The following is a 21,579-nucleotide window of genomic DNA, read 5'->3' as shown; positions in this document are numbered from 1 at the left end:
ATTTTCGAAGATTAATAAGATTGGATTTTACAAATTTATTTGGTTCAAATAATTGATATATATGACCACGACGCCTATCATATTTTTGCTATTGGTCTTTCGCATCATACTACGTTTTCTAGATTCCACCGTACGTATGCTTACATCTAAAAAATCAGCTATTTGAATACTGTTTTTTTGTTCACATACTAACTCTAGTACTTCAAATTCTTGATTTGTAAATGAAACATCGTCCAAAGTACCTTTCGATAAATCGTATTTAACGCCAATATTCATTTTAATATCAGTAAACGTTTTATTTCCTGATAATTCCAGTATTATTTTGTGTAATTCACTTTTAGATATTTTTTTAGTATAAAAGGCTGCAACGCCAATTTCCATTGCTTTTAACAGACTCCTTTTAGTAAGTGTATTTGTTAGAATCAAAACGTAAAATGGGCTTATTAAATCTAACATTTTTTCGAACCTATCAAAATCACTTGGTGGACATATTATGACCAACTTAAGTTTTGAAATGTTTTTAAAATTAGTAAAGAAGTTTGTAATGTTAGAGCTTGAAAAATTGTCTACAACTTCAAATTCGGGAAAGGAGTTTATACAACTAACTAATCCTTCACGAAAAATTTCATCATCTTCAATTACAGCAACTCTTATTGACATTCAAATACTATTTTAGTGACAATTATACTGGAAATAATATTAGGTTTTAACAGTATTAACACTGAACGGAAAATTAATTTTTATCGTTAATTAGCTTATTAATCCGAGAAAAAAAGAACGTTTTTTATAATGTTATAAATAATTATTACGATACTTGACTTACTTGTTGTAAGTTAATTGGTAAACTTTCTGAATCAACATCCAAAACACTTAATATTACACCAATTATACTACGGCAATCAGCTTTCTCAATCATTCTTCGTCTATGAGATTCAATTGTTCTGATACTAAGGTTTAGTAGTGATGATATTTCTGCGTTAGTTTTTTCCAAACAGACCAATTTCAATACTTCTATTTCCCTCCTTGATAAATTAATTTTCCTTTTTAAAATACTACCCCGATCAGCTATAAGTTTTTGTCTCACCACTGCTCCTAATCGAATCTCCTCATAATTTACACTCTTAGCTAATTCTATTATCGTTTTATTTAGTTGATTTGGACAATCATCTTTTGAATAATAACCCGAAATTCCTTCATGCATAAATTCCATTACATTTTTCCTGCTTGCATCAAATGAAAGTATGATAACCTTTGCATTGGAAAATTTTTTCTGAATCTCTTGAAAATCTGCCTTTCTTGAGCTCGAGGGATCATAAATCACCAAATCAATTGATTGATAATTAAAATTAATTGGAATTTCATTTATCGTTGAAACATCTGTTTCAACGATAAATTCTGGATCATAGCTTAGAAAGGATGTAAAAGAAACTCTAAAAAAACGACAAGTGTCAATAATTGCAATACGTATCATAGCTAAATTGGGTTAGGTATTAATTTGGGTATATTACTGAAGCAAGTTTACGTAATTTCAACATTAAAATATTCAGTGTAAACACTTAATGTTAAATCAAAAAATTTACGTTTGCTCCTAACCAAAAATCTAATATATTTATTATACATCTATAAATTTTAGCAATTAATGCAGCGGAATCAATTCTTGACAGACAGAATTTAGCCGAGAAAAAAACTATAAAATCATATAGCAATCGTTATCAATACAATGTAAAGTTTTATTAAAAAAAAACGCATCACAATAGTAATTGATTCTTACGTCGAATCTAAATCCATATATCAACCTATTGAGTTTAATAAAAATCATTAGATTCATTTAGGATAACATATTAACAATTTAAATAAAACTACTCGTAAAATATAACTTCTATTAATATATCCCCTCGAGCGTACAGATATTAGCATGTTAGACGATAAAAACCGCCCCATTATTAGCGTTAGTACATATTATAAATATACAACTAAATTGGCTAAATAATTGTACAAATGTGCAAATTTAATCCTTTAATTATTTTACAGTACAATTTAATAAATAAGAAAAATTGAATGCTAATTTAACAATCCATTTATCCGGAATATTTTTAAACTAGTTTAAAAGCATTATATATTTGTATAATGTATTTAAAATCAAATTTAATTCTAGAATCAATTATTCTTAAATTCAAGCATTCTAATCAATTTTAAATTTTGGAATTACATTTGTTGCATCGACTTTTTTCTGATCTATTATCTGTGCATAAATTTGTGTAGTTTTTAATTCTCGATGTCCAAGTAATTTTGAAACAGTATAAATATCTGTACCTTGCGTCAATTGAAGAGTGGCATAGGTATGTCTCGCGCAATGAAAAGTTATGGTTTTAGAAATACCAGCTTTCATTACCCATTGTTGTAATTTAAGATTGTGCCATGCGCTATATTTCAACCCTTTGAAAATTTTCTCATTTAGATCTCCTATCTCCAATTAAATCTCTTGCTTGTTGAGGAATAGGTAAAGTTTCATCCCCATTTGTTTTTTGCTGTCGAAACCGGAGAAACCAATAATCACTCGTTTCAGAATATTGCAAATCTTTCCACAATAAATTATTTATATCAGACCAACGTATACCAGTCAGGCAACTGAAAAGGAAAGCCGTTTTTAATTGAGGAATTCCACAAGAAGTTTTAGCTATTTTTTTTAATTCTTCAAAAATCAAAAACTCTCTTTTGACCTCGCCTTGCTTGAAACCTTTAACTCTATCAGCAGGGTTTTTCTGAATCAATTCTTCATTGAATGCGATTCTAAGGCAAGCTTTGACTTTATTAAAGTATGAGTGTAGTGAATTTTGTGAAAGTTTAGTCTCGCTTTTTGTCCTTGCCGTATTCTGAAGGTAATCTTTAAATGTATTCAACCACTTAGTATCATCTTGATTTATTGGAATACCTTCTGGGCAAAATTTCAATAAATATTTATGAACACCATCCCAATTTCCATAATTCCCTTTACTTCCATATCGTTTATTGGTTTGTTCTTCAAAAAAATCTATGAAATCAACATCTGATCAATCCCCCTCACTCAACTCTGCTAAATTATTATTTGAGAGTGCCAAATCAATAACCATTTTCGATCTTATCTTCTCAGCTGCATCTTTAGCTTCTTTATTACTTTTCTTTTGTGAGCTTGAAGGCTTTTCATACAAGTACAAATCTAAAGACTTCGAGGTGCGTTTTTTATTAGACTTTGGATCATATATTTCAAGATAGAGTCTAATTTGACCGTTTTTAGGCTTCCGCTCCCTAATTTTAATTGTCATGATTTGTGTTTTTATGTGTTTATTGAATCCTAGAATGCAAATACAACACACAAGTAATCAAAAAAACACAAACTAAATCAAATTTTGTGTTAAACAATCAAAAGATACAAATTATACAAATATATAATTAACAGTACATTTAGATAGATTAAACATCGTACATATTGATGCGATCACTTACCAATACAAAAATTAGCAAAAATATTCCCTAACAAATCATCACTTGTAATCTCTCCAGTAATCTCACCTAACAACCTTAAAGACTCGCGAATATCCATGGCTAAAAGATCGCCTGGGATTTGTAATTCGAGCCCCTCTTCTACTTTGATGAGTGATAATTTACACTTCTTCAAGATTTCAAAATGACGCACATTGGTGATGATGGTTTGATTCTCTTCACCGAAATCGGCTACGGTTTCCGTTAATCGGGCAATTAAATCGGGAAGGTTTGTTTTGTGTTTTGCTGATATGAAAAGACCTTCCTCTTTTAAAAGTGCATATTCCTTTAAATCAACTGTATCAATTTTATTAAAAACTGGAATGAATATCTGTTCCTCGCTTATTGTTTTATCACGGAAAGTTTCTAATCCTTTAAGTATATCTTTAGCATTGGCCTCTTTCAAATCGATCAATAACAATACAATTCGTGCTTTTCTTATTTGCTGATAAGCTCTTTCTATTCCTAAATTCTCAATTTTATCATCAGTAATTCGAATGCCAGCTGTGTCGAAGAATCTGAATTCAACACCGTTTAAAACAATCGTATCTTCAATTACATCTCTTGTTGTTCCTGCTATTTCTGAAACAATAGCTTTATCTTCATTCAATAAAACATTCAACAGTGTTGACTTACCTGCATTAGGCGAACCAACAATTGCGACTGGAATCCCGTTTTTAATCACATTCCCCAAAGAGAATGAATCCAACAAGCTATTTGTTTTAGCCGCTACTTTATTCACAAGGTCGACCAATTGTTGGCGATCTGCAAATTCAACATCCTCTTCACTAAAGTCCAATTCGAGCTCTACTAATGACGCAAAATTCAATAATTCTTGTCTTAATACATTAATCTCTTCACTAAAACCTCCACGCATTTGGTGCATTGCCACTTGGTGTGCAGCTTTAGAGTTGGCAGAAATTAGATCGGCAATCGCTTCAGTTTGTGATAAATCCATCTTCCCGTTTAAGAAAGCACGCAAAGAAAATTCTCCAGGACCAGCTAATCGTGCTCCATTGTCTAATAATAGAGCAAGAATCTTTTCTTGAATATAAATAGAACCATGACAAGCGATCTCAACACTATCTTCACCTGTAAAAGATGCAGGATTCTTAAAAACAGTTACCAAAACTTCATCAATAATGTCTTTACCATCCATTATTTTACCAAAATGAGCGGTATGACTTGTTTTATCAGTGATTTTTTTTGTAAAAACCTTTTCAGTAATCGCAAAAGCAGCATCTCCTGTTAATCGAATTAGTGCTATTGCACCCATTCCTGCTGCAGTTGATAAAGCGCAAATCGTGTCATCTTGGTTTTGAAAATTCATGGTACAAAATTAAGCAGTAGAATTGAATTTAAGCTGGTTCAGCGCGTTTTTGATTCGATCAAAAAAATATATGTACAATTTACGAGCTATTATTTGGGTATAACATTTCAAAAGTATAAATTTGGGGACGCAAAAGTTAAAAGAAATTCTATGTCAGTATTAGTAAATAAAGATTCAAAAATAATAGTTCAAGGATTTACGGGAAGTGAAGGTACATTCCACGCCGGACAAATGATCGAGTACGGATCGAATGTTGTAGGTGGTGTTACACCGGGAAAAGGTGGTCAATCACATTTAGACAAACCTGTATTTAATACTGTAGAAGATGCTGTTAAGGCGACTGGTGCTGATGTTTCAATTATTTTCGTTCCACCTGCATTCGCAGCTGACGCGATTATGGAAGCAGCAAATGGAGGTATTAAAGTAATTATTGCAATCACGGAAGGAATTCCAGTTGCAGATATGATTAGAGCAAAAGATTACATCGCACAATATGATTGTAGATTAATTGGACCAAATTGTCCAGGTGTAATTACTGCTGATGAAGCAAAAGTTGGTATTATGCCAGGTTTCATCTTCAAAAAAGGAAATATTGGTATTGTTTCTAAATCAGGAACGTTAACATACGAAGCAGCTGACCAAGTAGTAAAAGCTGGTTTAGGTATTACAACTGCAATCGGTATTGGTGGTGATCCAATTATTGGAACAACAACTAAAGAAGCTGTTCAATTATTGATGGCTGATCCAGAAACTGAAGGTATCGTAATGATTGGTGAAATTGGTGGTAACCTTGAAGCGGAAGCTGCAAAATGGGTTAAAGAGCACGGAACTAAGCCTGTAGTTGGATTTATTGCTGGTGTTACTGCTCCTGCTGGTAGAACAATGGGGCATGCTGGTGCAATTGTTGGTGGTGAAGATGATACTGCTGAAGCGAAGAAAAGAATTTTAAGAGAATGTGGAATCCACGTTGTTGATTCTCCAGCGCATATCGGAATGAAAATGGCTGAAGTTATTGGTGTAAAAGCGTAAGCAATCACTCTCTTTATAATATTAAAACCCTTCTTTTACTTTGTAATTGAAGGGTTTTTTATGAGCTAAAATTATCTCTATGAAATTCCTATTATCTACCCTCTTCCTGCTATTTAGTATTGCGAATTTTGCACAAATTGTAAATATTGAGAATAAACGTCTTTCAGCTGATGCTGATGGATTCTCTGGTGGACTTGGTCTTAACGTCAATCTATCTGTCAATACCAATACATTAATTCAAATTGGAGGTAAGCTTCATGTGGTTTACAATAAAAAAAGACATTCAATTCTACTACTTGGCGATCAAAACTTGATCAAATCTGATGATGAATCGTTTATTAATAATGGTTTTGAGCATTTAAGATATAATTATCACATTAAAGATTCGAGTCGTTTTATATACGAAGCTTACCAACAAATTCAATTCAATAAAATACAAGAAATCAATTTGCGTTTTCTTTTAGGCACTGGCTTTCGCTTTAATATTATCGATCGAGAAAAATTCCAATTGAATATAGGCACCGGATTAATGGCGGAATATGAAGAATTATTGGTTGGTGTCGGTACAAATGATCTTTTAAGCGCTAATTATCTGTCTTTTGATGGACAATTTTCTGAGAATGTTGGTATAAATACAATCACTTATTTCCAACCTAAAATCACCAATTACGGAACCTATAGATTAGCGAACGAAACCAGTATACGATTCCAAATCAGTAAAAACTTAAGTTTTAGAGTCATTTATAGTCTCACACATGACAGCAGAGATAGAGAAGGCATTCGAAAAACAAATTACGTTCTGAAAAACGCTTTAAACTTCACATTCTAATGAAATACGATGTCGTTATATTAACCCAAGAGAAATATATTGCGCCTAACGAACCAGATTGGTATAGCAAGCAAGTCATTAAAGAAGATGCTCTTATTGTTAAGGCACTTGAAGAACAAAACTTAAAAGCCATTAAAAAGGATTGGGCTGACCCTAATTTTGATTGGAATGACACCAAATCAGTCCTATTCAGAACAACTTGGGATTATTTTGATCGTTTTGAGGAATTCAAAAGCTGGCTCAACGCCATTAGACACAAAACAAGATTGATCAATTCATTCGAATTAATAGAATGGAACTTCGATAAGAAATATCTTCTAGATCTTCAAACAAAAGGAATTCCTATCGTTGACACACATATTATTCAACAAGGGTCTACAATGACACTTTTAGACTTACAAAAGTCTTTAAACTGGCCCAAAATGGTTTTAAAGCCTACAGTTTCTGGCGCTGGAAGACATACATATCTAATAGACACCGAAAATATCTCACAACATGAATCAGTTCTTGCTGAATTGCTTCAAAACGAAGACATGATGCTTCAACCATTCATTGAGAATATCAAAGTTCATGGAGAGGTTTCACATATTGTAATTGGTGGCGAATATTCACATGCAATTTTAAAATTGGCCCAAGAAGGAGAGTTCCGTGTGCAAGATGATTTTGGAGGAACGACGCATCTATACGCACCATCGAATGAGGAAAAGGAATTGGCAATTGCAATTGTTGAGGCCTGCCCTACACTTCCAGCCTATGCAAGAGTTGATTTAATGTGGAATGACAAAATGGAATTAATACTCGGTGAAATTGAATTAATTGAGCCCGAATTGTGGTTTAGAAATTATCCAAATGCATCAACTCAATTGGCTGAATTTGTTAAGAAGAATTATTTTTGATTTAAGACGCCCTTCCTTCAACTTAGCTTGGCGGTTCTCGCGTTTTTTTATGTGAAAATATGTTGATTCCCGCAGACGATCGCTGATTTGTTTAATGCTGATTTAAGTTTGGAATCATGCTTTGTTTAACTTTTGCTTCTTTCCCTCTTTTGTCTTTTCAACTATTCGACTACTTCGGTTCTGTGGTAATCTGAGAAATCAGTGAGCTTTCTTTTTCTCTTACATTGTGATCTGAAGGAGGTTATTGTTCCCGCAGATCACCGCAGATATTGCGTTTTGATGTGTGGAAGTATGTTGATTCCCGCAGATGATCGCGGATTTGTTTAATGCTGATTTTAGTTTGAGATTATGCTTTGTTTAACTTTTGCTTCTTTCCCTTTTTTATCTTTTCAACTATTCGACTGTTTCGGTTCTATGGTAATCTGAGAAATCAGTGAGCTTTCTTTTTCTCTTACATTGTGATGTGAAGGAGGTTATTGTTCCCGCAGATCAACGCAGATATTGCGTTTTGATGTGTGGCAGTATGTTGATTTCCGCAGATGATCGCTGATTTATTTAATGCTGATTTTAGTTTGAGATTATGCTTTGTTTAACTTTTGCTTCTTTCCCTTTTTTGTCTTTTCAACTATTCGACTACTTCGGTTCTATGGTAATCTGAGAAATCAGTGAGCTTTCTTTTTCTCTTACATTGTGATGTGAAGGAGGTTATTGTTCCCGCAGATCAACGCAGATATTGCGTTTTGATGTGTGGCAGTATGTTGATTTCCGCAGATGATCGCTGATTTATTTAATGCTGATTTTAGTTTGAGATTATGCTTTGTTTAACTTTTGCTTCTTTCCCTTTTTTGTCTTTTCAACTATTCGACTACTTCGGTTCTATGGTAATCTGAGAAATCAGTGAGCTTTCTTTTTCTCTTACATTGTGATCTGAAGGAGGTTATTGTTCCCGCAGATCACCGCAGATATTGTGTTTTGATGTGTGGAAGTATGTTGATTCCCGCAGATGATCGCTGATTTGTTTAATGCTGATTTTAGTTTGAGATTATGCTTTGTTTAACTTTTGTTTCTTTCCCTCTTTTGAAAAATCCACTAAAAAAAATAAAAATAAATTAAACGTTTAAAACATTCTAATACAAGAATTTAATCAATTTTACTTCAATTCATTCTTTAAATATCGAGAAGTCTCAGTTTTATACTTTTTAACGAATTGTTCTGGCGTTCCTTCTCCTACAATTTCACCACCATCTCTTCCGCCATCAGGACCGATATCGATGATATAATCGGCAACTTTCACAATATCGAGATTATGCTCAATCACCAAAACAGTATTCCCTTCATCTGTTAATCTTTGTAAAACAGTCAACAACATTTTAATATCATCAAAATGCAGACCTGTTGAAGGTTCGTCCAAAATATAAAACGTATTCCCTGTACTTTTCTTTGATAGTTCTGTCGCCAATTTAATTCGTTGCGCTTCACCACCAGAGACTGTTGTTGAAGGTTGCCCCAATTTAATATACCCCAGTCCAACCGAGTTTAAAGTCACTAATTTTCTACTGATCTTCGGAATATTTTCGAAGAACGGCACAGCATCTTCGATTGTCATTTCTAAAATATCGTTGATATTCTTACCTTTAAATCGAACCTCTAAAGTCTCTCTATTATATCGTTTTCCTTGACATTCTTCACATTCAACATAAACATCTGGAAGGAAGTTCATTTCAATTACTCTTACGCCACCGCCTCTGCATGTTTCACATCGGCCACCTTTCACGTTAAAGCTAAACCTACCCGCTTTATACCCTCTAATTTTAGATTCGTTTATGCTGGCAAATAAGTTTCTAACATCTCCAAACAACCCCGTGTAAGTCGCTGGATTCGAACGCGGTGTACGACCAATTGGCGATTGATCAATTTCGATCACTTTATCTAAATGTTCTAAACCTTCAATCTTCTTGTATGGCAATGGTTTTTTAACACCATTGTAGATATGCGCATTCAAAATTGGATAAAGCGTATGATTGATCAACGAAGACTTACCACTTCCACTCACCCCTGTGACACACGTCAACGTGCCTAAGGGCACTTTTAAGGTAACATTCTTCAAATTATGCCCAGTTGCTCCAATCAACTTTAAAAAGTTACCATTCCCCTTCCTACGCTTCTCTGGAATTGGTATACTTAAATCTCCATTCAAGTAACCAGCGGTAGAACTTTCACCACTAACCAAATCCTTTAGCTTGCCCGCTTGAACTATTCTTCCACCATGAATTCCAGCTTTAGGACCTATATCGACGATAAAATCAGCCTCTTCCATCATCTCCTTGTCATGTTCCACAACGATTACAGAATTTCCGGCATCTCTCAATTTCTTCAAAGATGTTATTAATCTAGAATTATCTCTTTGATGCAATCCAATACTCGGCTCATCTAGAATGTAAAGTACATTCACCAATTCAGAACCAATTTGAGTTGCCAGTCTAATTCGTTGTGCTTCTCCACCCGATAAGGTATTCGAAGAACGATTCAAATTCAAATAATGCAATCCAACATTGATTAGGAAGCTCAGTCTATTTTTAATTTCAACGAGTATTTCCTTCCCTATTTTCATTTGATTCGCTGACAATTTTGATTCGACATTACTAAACCACTCATGTAGTTCAGACAAATCCGAATTCGCCAGTTCACCAATATTCTTGTCTGCTATTTTAAAATAATCCGCCTCCGCTTTCAACCTTGATCCGTTACAATTATCACAAGTCATTTTATTCATGAAGTTCTCCATCCAACGTTTTGCTGCAGGCGAAGGCGTGTCTTCATAATGCCTTGTAATAAAACTCGTTAACCCTTCGAATGAAAAGTCTTTATTTAACCCATCAATTTCAAGTACTTGTTCAAAACCGTACAGAATTTTATTGATGACTTCCTCAGGAATTTTATTGATTGCATCAGAAGTTTTATAACCAAATGCAGTAACGATTGTTTCTATTTTATTAGAGATCCAATTATTCTTCAGCTTACCCAAAGGTTCAATCGCGCCACCTTTAATCGATTTTTTAGGATCTGGAATTACTTTATCTAAATCAACTTCAGAAATTGTTCCTAAGCCATTACATTTAGGACAAGCACCGTAAGGCGAGTTAAATGAAAACAAATTAGGTTCAGGTTCAACATAAGAGATGCCTGTTGTAGGACACATTAAAAATCGACTAAACTGTGTTGTTTCGTCCGTTTCAAAATCTTGGACATACATTACATCCTGCCCTGTTTTTAAGGCAGTCTTCACAGCTTCCGCTACTCTATTCCTATGTTCAGCCGTAACATGAATGCGATCAATCACGATATCAATATCATGAATTTTATAACGATCAAGTCGCATTCCACTCACAACATCCTTTATTTCGCCGTCGACTTTAACTTTTGAGAAACCTAATTTTAAAATTTGTTCAAAAAGCTCTCTATAATGACCTTTACGACCCTTAACCTTTGGTGCAAGTACTACAATCTTCTTATTTTCAAAACGTTCTAGAATCAACTCGATAATCTGCTGATCGGTATATTTCACCATCTTCTCACCTGTATTGTAAGAATAGGCTTCACCAACCCTTGCAAATAACAGTCTCATAAAGTCATACACCTCCGTTACTGTTCCAACAGTCGATCGCGGACTTCTATTCACCGTTTTCTGTTCGATTGAAATCACAGGACTTAAACCTAGAATTTCATCAACATTCGGTCGCTCTAGTCCACCTAAGAATTGGCGGGCATAAGCAGAAAAAGTTTCTAAATAACGTCTTTGACCTTCGGCGAAAATTGTATCAAAAGCTAAAGATGATTTACCACTCCCACTCAAACCAGTGAAAACCACTAATTTATTCCGCGGAATTTTTAAATCTATATTCTTTAGATTATGTTCCTTTGCTCCGTAAATTTCTATAAACTCTTCTTGTGAACTACCTCTTTGCATACTTTAAATAAGAAAGCATGAAATTAGTCATTAAGAAAGGAAATAATTAATTTTTGTCCTCTTTTTTAATCAGTTTAAACAAGACCAACAACAAGGCAATTACATAGATCCATATCAATATCAGCACAAAAGAATCGTTTGGAATAAACTTTGCTACATTGATTGCTAATAAGCTAGCGATCAATCCAAGGATAATGAACACGTAACCAACTTGCTTGTCAGTAAGCCCTTTATAAACTAATGTGTGTGTTGTATGATCTTTACCTCCGATCATAGGAGATTTACCTGCTGCAATTCGTCGATACGATACGAAAGTAGTATCGATAATTGGAATACTAAATGTAATTAAAACCAAGGTAAGATTTGAAAAAATTGAATAGTCCCCGATCTCCACGCCTGAATTCCAAAGATATTTGATCGAATAGAAAGCTAAAAACAGACCTAAAAACTGCGACCCCGTGTCTCCCATAAACATCTTTGCAGGATTCCAATTAAAAATTAAGAAGCTCACCAACGAACCTAAAATGGCGATCATTAAGAAGAAGTCGACATTATTAATCAATTTAAACGGAATGGAGATTCCTAAGATTGTAAGTAGAATAAAGATGGAAGCTATTGTTGCGATTCCATCCATATTATCTAGCATATTGATAGAGTTCATGATCCCTACAACCCAGACAATTGTAAAAATCTGATTCAAAATATCATACCCGAAAATTTCTATTGAATTCCCCGTGATAATCAGTAAGAAACCACAAGCAATTTGCGTTAATAGTTTAATTATTGGTTTGGTATCGTAAGCATCATCCGACAAGCCTAATAGAAAGGCCAATGAAACACTAAAGAACAGACCTAAAAGACCTTTATTCTGAAAGACATCCGCTTCACCAAAAAGTATCGCATAAAACATGAAGCACATCAAATAAGTGATGTAAAAACTAATACCTCCCAACGAAGGTTTTGAGTCAGGACTCCATCTTAAGCTTAAATGATTTTTATGGCGGATGCCAAGTGTTCTTGAGAACTTCAGGAAGAATATATTGATGATTATTGACAGAAAAAATGCTCCGCCAAAAAATATTAAACTCGTCAAAATTGAACTAAGGGACTCTCTCACAATTTAGAATGGACTTTTAAAATTAATAAAGGACTCATTTCCTAAATCCTTACTCGAAAGTATCGGCGCTTCATTTATTCCCCAATCAATGGCAAAATCTTCATCGTTCCAATTTAAACTGCCTTCACTTTCTGCATTGTAGTAATTGGTGCATTTATAAGCAAATGTTGCATTTTCAGAAAGCGCTAAAAAACCATGAGCAAAACCTTCTGGAATCCATAATTGATTATTCTTTTCAGCAGATAGGATACATTTAACATGTTGACCGTAAGTTGCAGATTTTTTTCTTAAATCAACTGCAACATCCAGCACCTTTCCTGCCGTCACTCTAACCAGTTTTCCTTGCGCAAAAGGTGGTTTTTGGAAATGCATTCCACGTAAAACATGCTTCGTTGAAAACGATTGATTGTCTTGAACGAATAAAATATCTTGACCTACAATTTCATTAAATTGTTTGCGGTTAAACGATTCAAAAAAGTAGCCTCGATCATCTTCAAAAACACGAGGAGTCATCTCTATGACACCTTCTATCTCAAATTTATTAATCGTCATTTTTTGAAAATCTTTTTAGTTTTAGTCTCGTCGAAATAATCGCCATAGCCATTGGTATAACCATAACTTTTATTCTTAGTATCAACACTATTTAGAATAGTAAATAAATTTTGTACTTTATTTACTTCATACAGTTCTTTAATTCGATTGGCAAAAATTCTTTTCGAATAATTGGCTCTAAAAATATAAATCGGACAATCAGCTTTGTTCATCACTCCTATACCATCTGATACTATACCTATTGGCGGGTTATCAACAATAACAATATCGTATTCCTCTTTAAACTCATTGAATAGATTATCGATATTTCCTCCAATTATTAATTCAGAGGGATTCGGCGGTATTGTACCTGCAGTAATAAAATCGAGACCTTCAATTTCACTATGTCTAATACAGTTTTTCCAATTTTCTTTTCTTGCAAAAACAGAACTCATTCCTGCGCCATTCTCCACACCAAAACCAAGATGTACTTTAGGTTTTCTTAAATCAAGATCTAAGACCAAAACTTTTTTACCTGAAAGTGCAAAAATTCCAGCCATATTGATCACTACAAAAGTTTTACCTTCTCCCGAAATAGTTGATGAAACTGCTATAATATTTGATTGATTTTCTTTGAATACAAACTGAAGATTAGAACGAATATGTCTGAAACTCTCAGCCAATACAGATTTAGGTTCTTTATGTACAAGTAATAAAGAATTCTCAGCATTCGTTTCTATCTTAGGTACAATACCCAGGTAGCCAATTTGGGATGGTAATAATTTTTTTAACTCCTCAGGCGTTTGAATCTCATTAAACTTCAAGTATTTAATAATCAAATAGATTAAACTCAAAAGAATAGCGAATACGATTGAAGCGACATAAATCAACTTTTTATTTGGAGATACAAGTCCCGCAGATGTTGGCTCCTGTAACACCATATTAGAAGTTGTGTAACCTGCTTTTGAAATTGAATATTGTGTTTTCTTTTCGATCAATAAAGAATAATATTTTTCATTCAAAGAGAACATCCTGTTCAAACGCTGTAATTCCATTTCCTTTTTCGGAATACCGTAAAGTTTTCCTTCTAACTGATTCACTCTTTCTTGAATACTTTTCTTTTTAAACTTAAGCTGATCTCGAATTGATCCAACAACCCGTTTAATATTCAAAACTTTTGTTTTTATTTTTCTATTGTATTGTTTGACTATTTCATTTTCACTTGTAATATTGTATGAAACATCTTCTTTTTCAATCAATAACTGATGTAGGTCTTCCAATTCACCTACAAGTAAATTCTCAAAACTAGTTCCACTTACAGCAGGAATTAATTGGTATATCTCTAAACGTTCGTTTTTAGAAACGATATTCTCAACCTCTCTGATCAACTCAATACTAAAATCCAATTCTAGTAATTCCGATTGGTAATCATTAATATTATTGAGCACATTTTGCGTAACAAGTCCAGGATCACTTACATTACCGCTGTCTTTATAGGTTTGTATCTTGACTTCAGAATCTTTCAACAGAATAAAAGCGGTATCCAACTGGCTATTAATGAAATTCAAAATATTTGCAGAGCTCTCACTTTTTTTATCAATATCATATTGAAAAAATGTATTGATCACTGAATTTACGACATCTGTTGCCAATCTAGAACTATTACTTTCAAACGAAATCTGTATTGTTTTAGCTTCAGGATTTAAAATATATACCTTAAGATTAGGGTGAAACCTATTGGTTAAACTTTTATAGTCATTGATAATAAAATAAAGGGAATTATCTTCAATAACATCATAGAAAATATTGGCTTTATTTATCTTAAAATATAATGAAAAATACTCATTATCAATCAATTGATCTTCAATAACCTCTATTTTTTGTAGAACATTATTGATTGAATAGGATAAATAAAGTTTACCATTATCATAACTTACATTAATGGGTTGATTAATTAGAGATGAATCTTTAAGCGTTAATAAATTAACATGATAAGATGACAGCAGATACTTCTCTTCAGTTAGAATTTGTCCCTCAGAATAGTAAGAAATATTTAAGTTTAAATTTCGCAATGCCTTTTCTAAAAGGAATGTCGATTTTAACAATTCTACATCTTCAGATAAGCTCCCTTCTTTTTCAAAACTTTCGATGTCAAGAATTCGTTTACCTTCATCTTGTGCACTTCTTTGAATCACAGCACCGGAAGCATAGAGCGGTTTTGTATATCGCAAATAAATAAAAGAAATAAAGAGGGCAATTAATAAAAGTACAGGAAAGACAATCCAGTTTTTTTTAAGCACAATTTTTACAATTGATAAATCAAATTGTTTATTCAACGCGCTATTTTCGTAATCGTCTGTACTCACTTAATACTATTGAAAGCTGTTAATTACTGTTATGACTAGTGCTGCACTTGAGATAATTGATACTATCGGTGCCAATTCGGCTAGTATCTCACGACTCAATTGCGCTACTGGTTCAACGTAAATATAATCATTTGCTTGTACCAAAAGATCGGTATACTCTAAACCTTCAATTGTTGATAGATCTACAAGGTAAACATCTCTTTTACCTTCGTCATTTTTTCTTATCAATTTAATTTTTGAAGCACGTCCTCGTTCCGTAATTCCTCCAGCTAAAGCAATTGCTTCTAGTAATGTTGTATTGTTATTGGCTAAGTAGATCACTTGAGCATCTCCTCCATTACCTGGAAAAACTATTACCCTTTTATTCGTAACCATAACCTGAACAAAAGCATCTACATAATAAGCGTCATAAATTTCTTCGAAATATAATTCAGTTTCTCGAATGGTTTTTCCGACGATATTTACTTGCCCTATTAGTGGTAATTTTATTAAAGAGTCGCTTTGAACAATATAACTTAATGAATTATTAGAACTAAACATTTGTCTGTTTTGATTCCCTGCTCCTCCTTCTGGAGATGCTGTTGCGTCTAGAATTCGTTGTCCTTTATTTGTGAAGACACTAAACTGAACGATGTCATTTACATCAATTTGATAATCTTCTTTCGTGGTATTAGTGCTATCTAATGACGCAAACTCGTATTCTTTATGCGTCTTAAGCATTAAATTACTATTAATACCACAACTTGTTAAAAATAAGACACCTAAGCATAAAAATATCTTTGACGCAATTTTATTTTTTTTCATCTAATAATCCTTTATATAAATTCTCAAAATCGTTACACAATCTACTATAGTGGAATTTATCTTTGACAAAATCCCAACCTGATTTGCTTAAATTTGCTAATTTTTCCTTATTCTCGACCAAATCTAACAATACTTTTCCATATTCGTCTGTACTAAAGGTATCAACAACAATTCCCGTCTCCCCTTCTAGTACAATATCTTTTACACCTCCTACATTAGTTGATATTACCGGTCTATTTGCGGCTTGTGCTTCTATCAAACTAACTGGCGTTCCTTCATTTAAAGATGTCAAACAAACAAGTTCTAATCCTGGCAAAATTAACTCTATTTTCTTAATCCATGATGTAAAATGGATATTGATGTGATTATATTTGTTTTCAACTTCTTTGGCAAGTAATTCAACTGACGGTCTCAAATCACCATCTCCGACTATAAATACGTCGATTTTCTTCGTCGTATGCGCTCCTAAATAATCTATTGAAGCGATAAATCCTGCGTGATTCTTAATGGCCGTAACGCGTCCAATTATACCAATCGCAATGTCTTCTAGAGCTAAATTCCACTTTTGTCTAAAAGCCATTCGCCTTTCTTCCCATTCTTCCTGAAATTTAGACAAATCGAAGCCTAATTGAATTACTTCGAATTTACTCGGATCTGCTATTTTATGAATTTCGCTTAATTCCTTTTTCTGTATTGGAGAAATGGCAATTAATTTATCCGATTTTTTCGCTAAATATTGTTCAACTTTCTGATATATTTTGGTTTTAACTTTACCAAAATACGAATGAAAAACATGACCGTGGTAAGTATGTATAATCACAGGCACGTTTTCTTTATATGCCGCTAAACGACCGATAGCACCAGACTTAGATGCATGCGTATGTACAATGTCCGGTTTGTATTCTCTAATTATTTTTCGAATTTCTTTATACGCCTTTCGATCATCTTTGAAATTAATTTCTCTTTTAAGTGAGTCAATTAAAATAGGATGGACATCATATTTCTCAGTAATAAACAATGAATCACCTTCGTGTTTTTCATGACCACCTCCAATTAACATGGTTTCAAAATCGTCTGAAAGGAACTTTGTCAAAAAGGTAGCATTATAAGTCGGCCCTCCTAAATTGAATCTATTAATAATTCGCAGAACTTTAATCATGACCAGTCAATATTTGCAAGCGTTTAAACGGCAAAAATAGTTATTTTTTGAATTATTTAATGAATCGATTCCACCAATGTTGAAAAACTATGAGTGCCCAAATAATATAGATTTTATCACCGAAATTAGTTTTTCCCCAATCGTTCTTCAATTTTCGTATCTCTTCATAGTTAAATAATCCCTGATTATTAACAAATTCGGCTGTAAATAATGGTCCATTCATTATCTCTCCTATTTCTTCGCTTAACCAATCGTAAATAGGAATTTCAAATCCTTTTTTCGATCGAGAAAAAATTTCAGCCGGCAAATAATCAGAAAAAGCATCTTTCAGTATTTGTTTCCCCCCTTTTTGGTTAATCTTAAAGTCAGCCGGTAACGAATTCACATATTCAACTAAATGATGATCTAAAAATGGAGTACGTACTTCTAATGATGATGCCATACTCATGAGATCAACTTTTTTAAGCATATCATTGGGCAAAACCAATGTCTGATCTGCATACAAAATTGAATTTAGATTTTTCCAATCCAAACCATTCAAAGTACTGATGTTTTCAGTAGTATTATACTTTAGTAATTTTTTTCGGCTTTTTAAATCGATGAATTGGCACCACCCCCAATATCTTTGATGCTCAGCAGACTTGAGTCCCAAAGCTAACTTCTGTAATTTACGATTTAGTTCACCTAATCTATCTGAGCGATTCGATTTAAGTGGTCTCATAATTAAGGCAATCCCCTTAATGCCACGTTTTTTAGTTTTATTCATTTTACGCAACCTGAATTCCGCAAAATGTTTCCGATAGCCTCCAAATAATTCATCAGCACCATCACCACTTAGTGCTACGGTAACATGTTGTTTTACCTTTTTTGAAAGCATATAGACAGCGAACGCTGATGAATCAGCAAAAGGTTCGTCTATGGCATCTAAAAAAGCACTAAAATTGGCTTTAAAATCTGCCTTGGTCAACATATATGTTTGATGATCAGATCCAATATGTTTAGCTACCGTTTCTGAATAACCCGACTCATTAAAATAAGGATGATCAAAACCTATGGCATAAGTTTTTATGTTTTTTTTATACTTGCCTGAAATTGCCGCAATGATTGAAGAATCAACCCCACCGCTTAAAAAACATCCCAAAGGAACATCAGCTATCAATCGCAACCGAACACTTGCCTCTAATAATTCTTTAACTTTTAATTGGGCATCTTCATATTCTACTACGATCTCTTTTGTCGTGTCAATGGAATAATATTTTTCTTTTTTTAGACCCGAATGATTAATTATTAGCAGCTCTCCTGGCAATAATTTAGACACATTTTCAAGTATACTTTTAGGTGCTGGAACATAGGTTAAACCGAAATAATAGTTTAATGCAGTTGTGTCAATTGTTTTATCAATATTGAATTCAAAAAAACTTGATAAATCCGACCCGAACAAAAAGTAATCTTTGTCCTCATAATAAACCAAAGGCTTTATCCCTAACCTATCGCGTACCAATAATATTTCTTCTTTTTGATGATCGATGAAGGCGAATGCGAAAAAACCATTCAATTTATGAATAGCTTCTTTTCCCTCAACAATTAATAATTCAAGTAAGACTTCAGTGTCGGAGTCTGTTGTGAATGATTTACCATTTTCAATCAACTCTTTTTTGAGTGCCTTGTAATTGTAAATTTCCCCGTTAAAAACTAAGGTATAACGTTTATCTTTAGAATGAAAAGGTTGGTTGGCGTGGGCTTCGACATCAATAATCGACAATCTTGCATGCCCAATGGCATATTTCTTATATAAATCTACGGCCTGATAATCTGGACCTCGATGTTGCATGGCTTTAACACCATTATCCATTTTAGCGAGATTTTCAACCGCTAAATTATTTTTAAGCCATATACCTAGAATGCCGCACAAAGTAACTAATTTTAGTCCTACAAATATAAGCTTATCAATCCATACAACCACAGATGAAACTAATCATACTATTAAATTTCTTTGTTTTATTCAGTTCTATCACATTCAGCCAAACCGCGATTAATAATAGTGTTCAGAATTATGCCAATCTAATCATGAATAATAACAGTCTGTCTAACGCGGCTTTTAGTTTTTATGTTAAAGATATGAATACGAACGAAGTTGTTGCTGATTTCAATGGAACAATGAGTATTCCAAGTGCATCAACTATGAAATTAGTTACGACTGCAACCGCTACTCAAATACTAGGTAGAGGTTATAAATTTGAAACTACAATAGCTTATAGTGGTTATTTAGATACAATTACAGGCATTTTAAATGGTGATATTTATTTGATTGGTGGCGGCGATCCAACTTTAGGTTCTCGTTTTTTCACAAAACATGACGAAGAAAGACTCTTTTTTAATGAATGGATTAATGAAATTAAAGCTGCTGGAATAAAAAGAGTGCAAGGCAAAGTTATTGCTGACGGATCGCTTTATAATTATGATGGTGTTCCTGCAGGTTGGGTATGGGGAGATTTAGGCAATTACTATGGTGCTGGTCCTGCAGGACTAACGGTTTTTGACAATATGTGTCGCTTACAGTTCGAAACTGGCGCTAACGCGGGTGATTCAACGCATATTAGATGTATAGAACCTCATATTCCTGGATTATTCGTGCAGAATGCTGTAAAATCTGCAAATTCTAAAAGAGACAATGCATACGTTTATGGTGCTCCTTTTTCTTTCGACTGGTTTGTGCAAGGAAGTATACCTAAAGCTAAAGCTAACTTTGAAGTGAAGGCCAGCATACCAGATCCTGAATATTTATTTGCAATTGAATTGGATTATGCTTTAAACAATGCTGGCATCCAAACACAATTCAAACCAACAACGGCAAGAGAACTCGGTAAAAAATCCGCTTTTGTTCGACCTGATGTAAAAACCATATTTATTAATAAATCTCCATCATTGGGAACAATCATGAATTTAGTTAATCAAAAAAGTGTTAATTTATTTGCCGAACATGTATTGTGTCAGATTTCAGTAAAACAATATGGTTATGGAAGTACGGCTAGTGGCGCAGCATATTGTGAGAAGTATTGGCAGAATAAAATTGGTGGTGGTTTATTTATGTCTGATGGAAGTGGATTATCAAGATCGAATGCTGTTTCTGCTAAGTTTTTAACAGACTTATTAGCATATATGCACAAATCTAGTAACGGCGAAAAATTTAAAGCGAGCTTGGCTGTTGCTGGAAAAAGTGGAACAATGTATAGTATTGGCAAAGGCACTTCTGCTGCAGGAATTGTATATGGTAAAAGTGGAACCATGAATAGAATAAAGTCGTACGCTGGGTATGTAGATTCTAAATCAGGTAAAAAACTAGCCTATGCCATGATTATCAATAATCACAGCTGTTCTAGTTCTCAAATCAAAAAATATTTTGAGACTTTGATGATAAAAATGGCTAATTATTGATCTAGTTGTATAGTTATTAGCGTTAAATATCAAGTCCTGATTTAAAAACAGAATACTATTTCAACACATTCACTGTTCCTTCAAACCTAAAATGTTTGTCGGTTGATAAATCTTTCGCTTCTATGATCCAGACGTAAGTGCCATCTTGAACGATGCCTTGATTGCCATACCTTCCATCCCAAGCTTTGCTAACATCGTATGTTTCCCAAACCTTTTCGCCATAACGGTTGAAAATTGTCAGATGAAAATCGTAAACATCAAGGCCGTCCACATAGACTTGCCATGTATTGTTTCTAGTGTCCCCATCTGGTGTGAAGGCATTTGGCGCATAAAGGATATGCTCTCGTTCAATGTATACGGTTAAACTAACAGAATCAAAACATCCAAATTCTGTCGTTTCGATCATTGTAACACGGTGATTGTTAACCTCAGGAGGATAAATTACTGTAACTAAAGAATCATTCTCCGCATAACCAGGGGCGCCTCTTGGCATGCGCCATTCGAATGAGCTATTTGGATTTGGACTGATATTCACCAATTCAACTTGCGAATTCAATACCGTTGCTGGATTTGGTGTAATGTAAAATCCTGGGGTTG

18 protein-coding genes are annotated in these 21,579 nt (G+C 33.7%); 4 read left to right on the top strand and 14 right to left on the bottom strand.

Going from position 1 to position 21,579, the window contains the following annotated elements; all coding sequences use genetic code 11:
* Positions 1-27 precede the first annotated feature (27 nt).
* The 6 genes from T367_RS0117820 to mnmE form a co-directional block, all read right to left on the bottom strand.
* Entirely contained in the window at positions 28-660 is a 633-nt protein-coding gene (locus T367_RS0117820; protein ID WP_027421068.1) for a response regulator transcription factor, read from the bottom strand.
* Between the two features lie 145 nt (positions 661-805).
* Positions 806-1,471, bottom strand: a complete 666-nt coding sequence (locus tag T367_RS0117815) for a response regulator transcription factor (RefSeq protein WP_027421067.1) — start codon at positions 1,469-1,471, stop codon at positions 806-808.
* Positions 1,472-2,182: 711 nt separating this feature from the next.
* Positions 2,183-2,434, bottom strand: coding sequence for a tyrosine-type recombinase/integrase (locus T367_RS25425; protein ID WP_245593073.1), 252 nt, complete (start codon positions 2,432-2,434; stop codon positions 2,183-2,185).
* 16 nt (positions 2,435-2,450) lie between these two features.
* Entirely contained in the window at positions 2,451-3,035 is a 585-nt protein-coding gene (locus T367_RS25420; protein WP_084274484.1) for a tyrosine-type recombinase/integrase, read from the bottom strand.
* A gap of 15 nt (positions 3,036-3,050) precedes the next feature.
* The gene (locus T367_RS25415; RefSeq protein WP_051568655.1) at positions 3,051-3,302 is read right to left on the bottom strand and encodes a hypothetical protein; all 252 of its coding nucleotides are present in this window, start codon (positions 3,300-3,302) and stop codon (positions 3,051-3,053) included.
* Positions 3,303-3,475: 173 nt separating this feature from the next.
* On the bottom strand, positions 3,476-4,849 hold the full coding sequence (mnmE, locus tag T367_RS0117805) for a tRNA uridine-5-carboxymethylaminomethyl(34) synthesis GTPase MnmE (RefSeq protein ID WP_027421066.1): 1,374 nt from the start codon (positions 4,847-4,849) through the stop codon (positions 3,476-3,478).
* Between the two features lie 150 nt (positions 4,850-4,999).
* On the opposite strand from mnmE, the gene sucD reads away from it, so the two are divergent.
* The 3 genes from sucD to T367_RS0117790 all read left to right on the top strand — a co-directional run bounded on the left by sucD (position 5,000) and on the right by T367_RS0117790 (position 7,603).
* Positions 5,000-5,878, top strand: a complete 879-nt coding sequence (gene sucD / locus T367_RS0117800) for a succinate--CoA ligase subunit alpha (protein ID WP_027421065.1) — start codon at positions 5,000-5,002, stop codon at positions 5,876-5,878.
* A 79-nt stretch (positions 5,879-5,957) separates the two neighbouring features.
* Positions 5,958-6,707: a DUF481 domain-containing protein gene (locus tag T367_RS0117795; protein WP_027421064.1), complete on the top strand. Its 750-nt coding sequence runs from the start codon at positions 5,958-5,960 to the stop codon at positions 6,705-6,707.
* Positions 6,707-7,603, top strand: coding sequence for an ATP-grasp domain-containing protein (locus T367_RS0117790; protein WP_027421063.1), 897 nt, complete (start codon positions 6,707-6,709; stop codon positions 7,601-7,603). Before T367_RS0117795 ends, T367_RS0117790 begins: the two co-directional genes overlap by 1 nt.
* A gap of 1,150 nt (positions 7,604-8,753) precedes the next feature.
* On the opposite strand, the gene uvrA is transcribed toward T367_RS0117790, so the two are convergent.
* The 7 genes from uvrA to asnB are packed head-to-tail and all read right to left on the bottom strand — an operon-like array spanning position 8,754 to position 19,459.
* Positions 8,754-11,570, bottom strand: coding sequence for an excinuclease ABC subunit UvrA (uvrA, locus tag T367_RS0117785; RefSeq protein WP_027421062.1), 2,817 nt, complete (start codon positions 11,568-11,570; stop codon positions 8,754-8,756).
* Between the two features lie 46 nt (positions 11,571-11,616).
* Positions 11,617-12,687 carry an MraY family glycosyltransferase gene (locus tag T367_RS0117780; RefSeq protein WP_157454297.1) on the bottom strand — a complete coding sequence of 357 codons (1,071 nt, stop codon included), beginning with the start codon at positions 12,685-12,687 and terminating at the stop codon, positions 11,617-11,619.
* 3 nt (positions 12,688-12,690) lie between these two features.
* On the bottom strand, positions 12,691-13,239 hold the full coding sequence (gene rfbC, locus T367_RS0117775) for a dTDP-4-dehydrorhamnose 3,5-epimerase (RefSeq protein WP_027421060.1): 549 nt from the start codon (positions 13,237-13,239) through the stop codon (positions 12,691-12,693).
* Entirely contained in the window at positions 13,236-15,584 is a 2,349-nt protein-coding gene (locus T367_RS0117770; protein ID WP_027421059.1) for a tyrosine-protein kinase, read from the bottom strand. Before T367_RS0117770 ends, rfbC begins: the two co-directional genes overlap by 4 nt.
* 6 nt (positions 15,585-15,590) lie before the next feature.
* Positions 15,591-16,388, bottom strand: coding sequence for a polysaccharide biosynthesis/export family protein (locus tag T367_RS0117765; protein WP_027421058.1), 798 nt, complete (start codon positions 16,386-16,388; stop codon positions 15,591-15,593).
* On the bottom strand, positions 16,375-17,547 hold the full coding sequence (locus tag T367_RS0117760) for a glycosyltransferase (protein ID WP_027421057.1): 1,173 nt from the start codon (positions 17,545-17,547) through the stop codon (positions 16,375-16,377). The genes T367_RS0117765 and T367_RS0117760 overlap by 14 nt, the downstream gene beginning before the upstream one ends.
* 52 nt (positions 17,548-17,599) lie before the next feature.
* Complete coding sequence (gene asnB, locus T367_RS0117755) at positions 17,600-19,459, bottom strand: asparagine synthase (glutamine-hydrolyzing) (protein ID WP_027421056.1); 1,860 nt, start codon at positions 19,457-19,459, stop codon at positions 17,600-17,602.
* 53 nt (positions 19,460-19,512) lie between these two features.
* On the opposite strand from asnB, the gene dacB reads away from it, so the two are divergent.
* Complete coding sequence (gene dacB / locus T367_RS0117750; protein ID WP_027421055.1) at positions 19,513-20,982, top strand: D-alanyl-D-alanine carboxypeptidase/D-alanyl-D-alanine endopeptidase; 1,470 nt, start codon at positions 19,513-19,515, stop codon at positions 20,980-20,982.
* 55 nt (positions 20,983-21,037) lie between these two features.
* On the opposite strand, the gene T367_RS0117745 is transcribed toward dacB, so the two are convergent.
* On the bottom strand, positions 21,038-21,579 hold a 542-nt coding region (locus T367_RS0117745), incomplete at its 5' end, for a T9SS C-terminal target domain-containing protein (RefSeq protein WP_027421054.1).

It is taken from the genome of Crocinitomix catalasitica ATCC 23190 (assembly GCF_000621625.1).
GTDB classification, from domain to species: Bacteria; Bacteroidota; Bacteroidia; order Flavobacteriales_D; family Crocinitomicaceae; genus Crocinitomix; species Crocinitomix catalasitica.
Note: the sequence above shows the minus strand (reverse complement) of the source record. Positions and strands in the feature narration are given on the sequence as shown.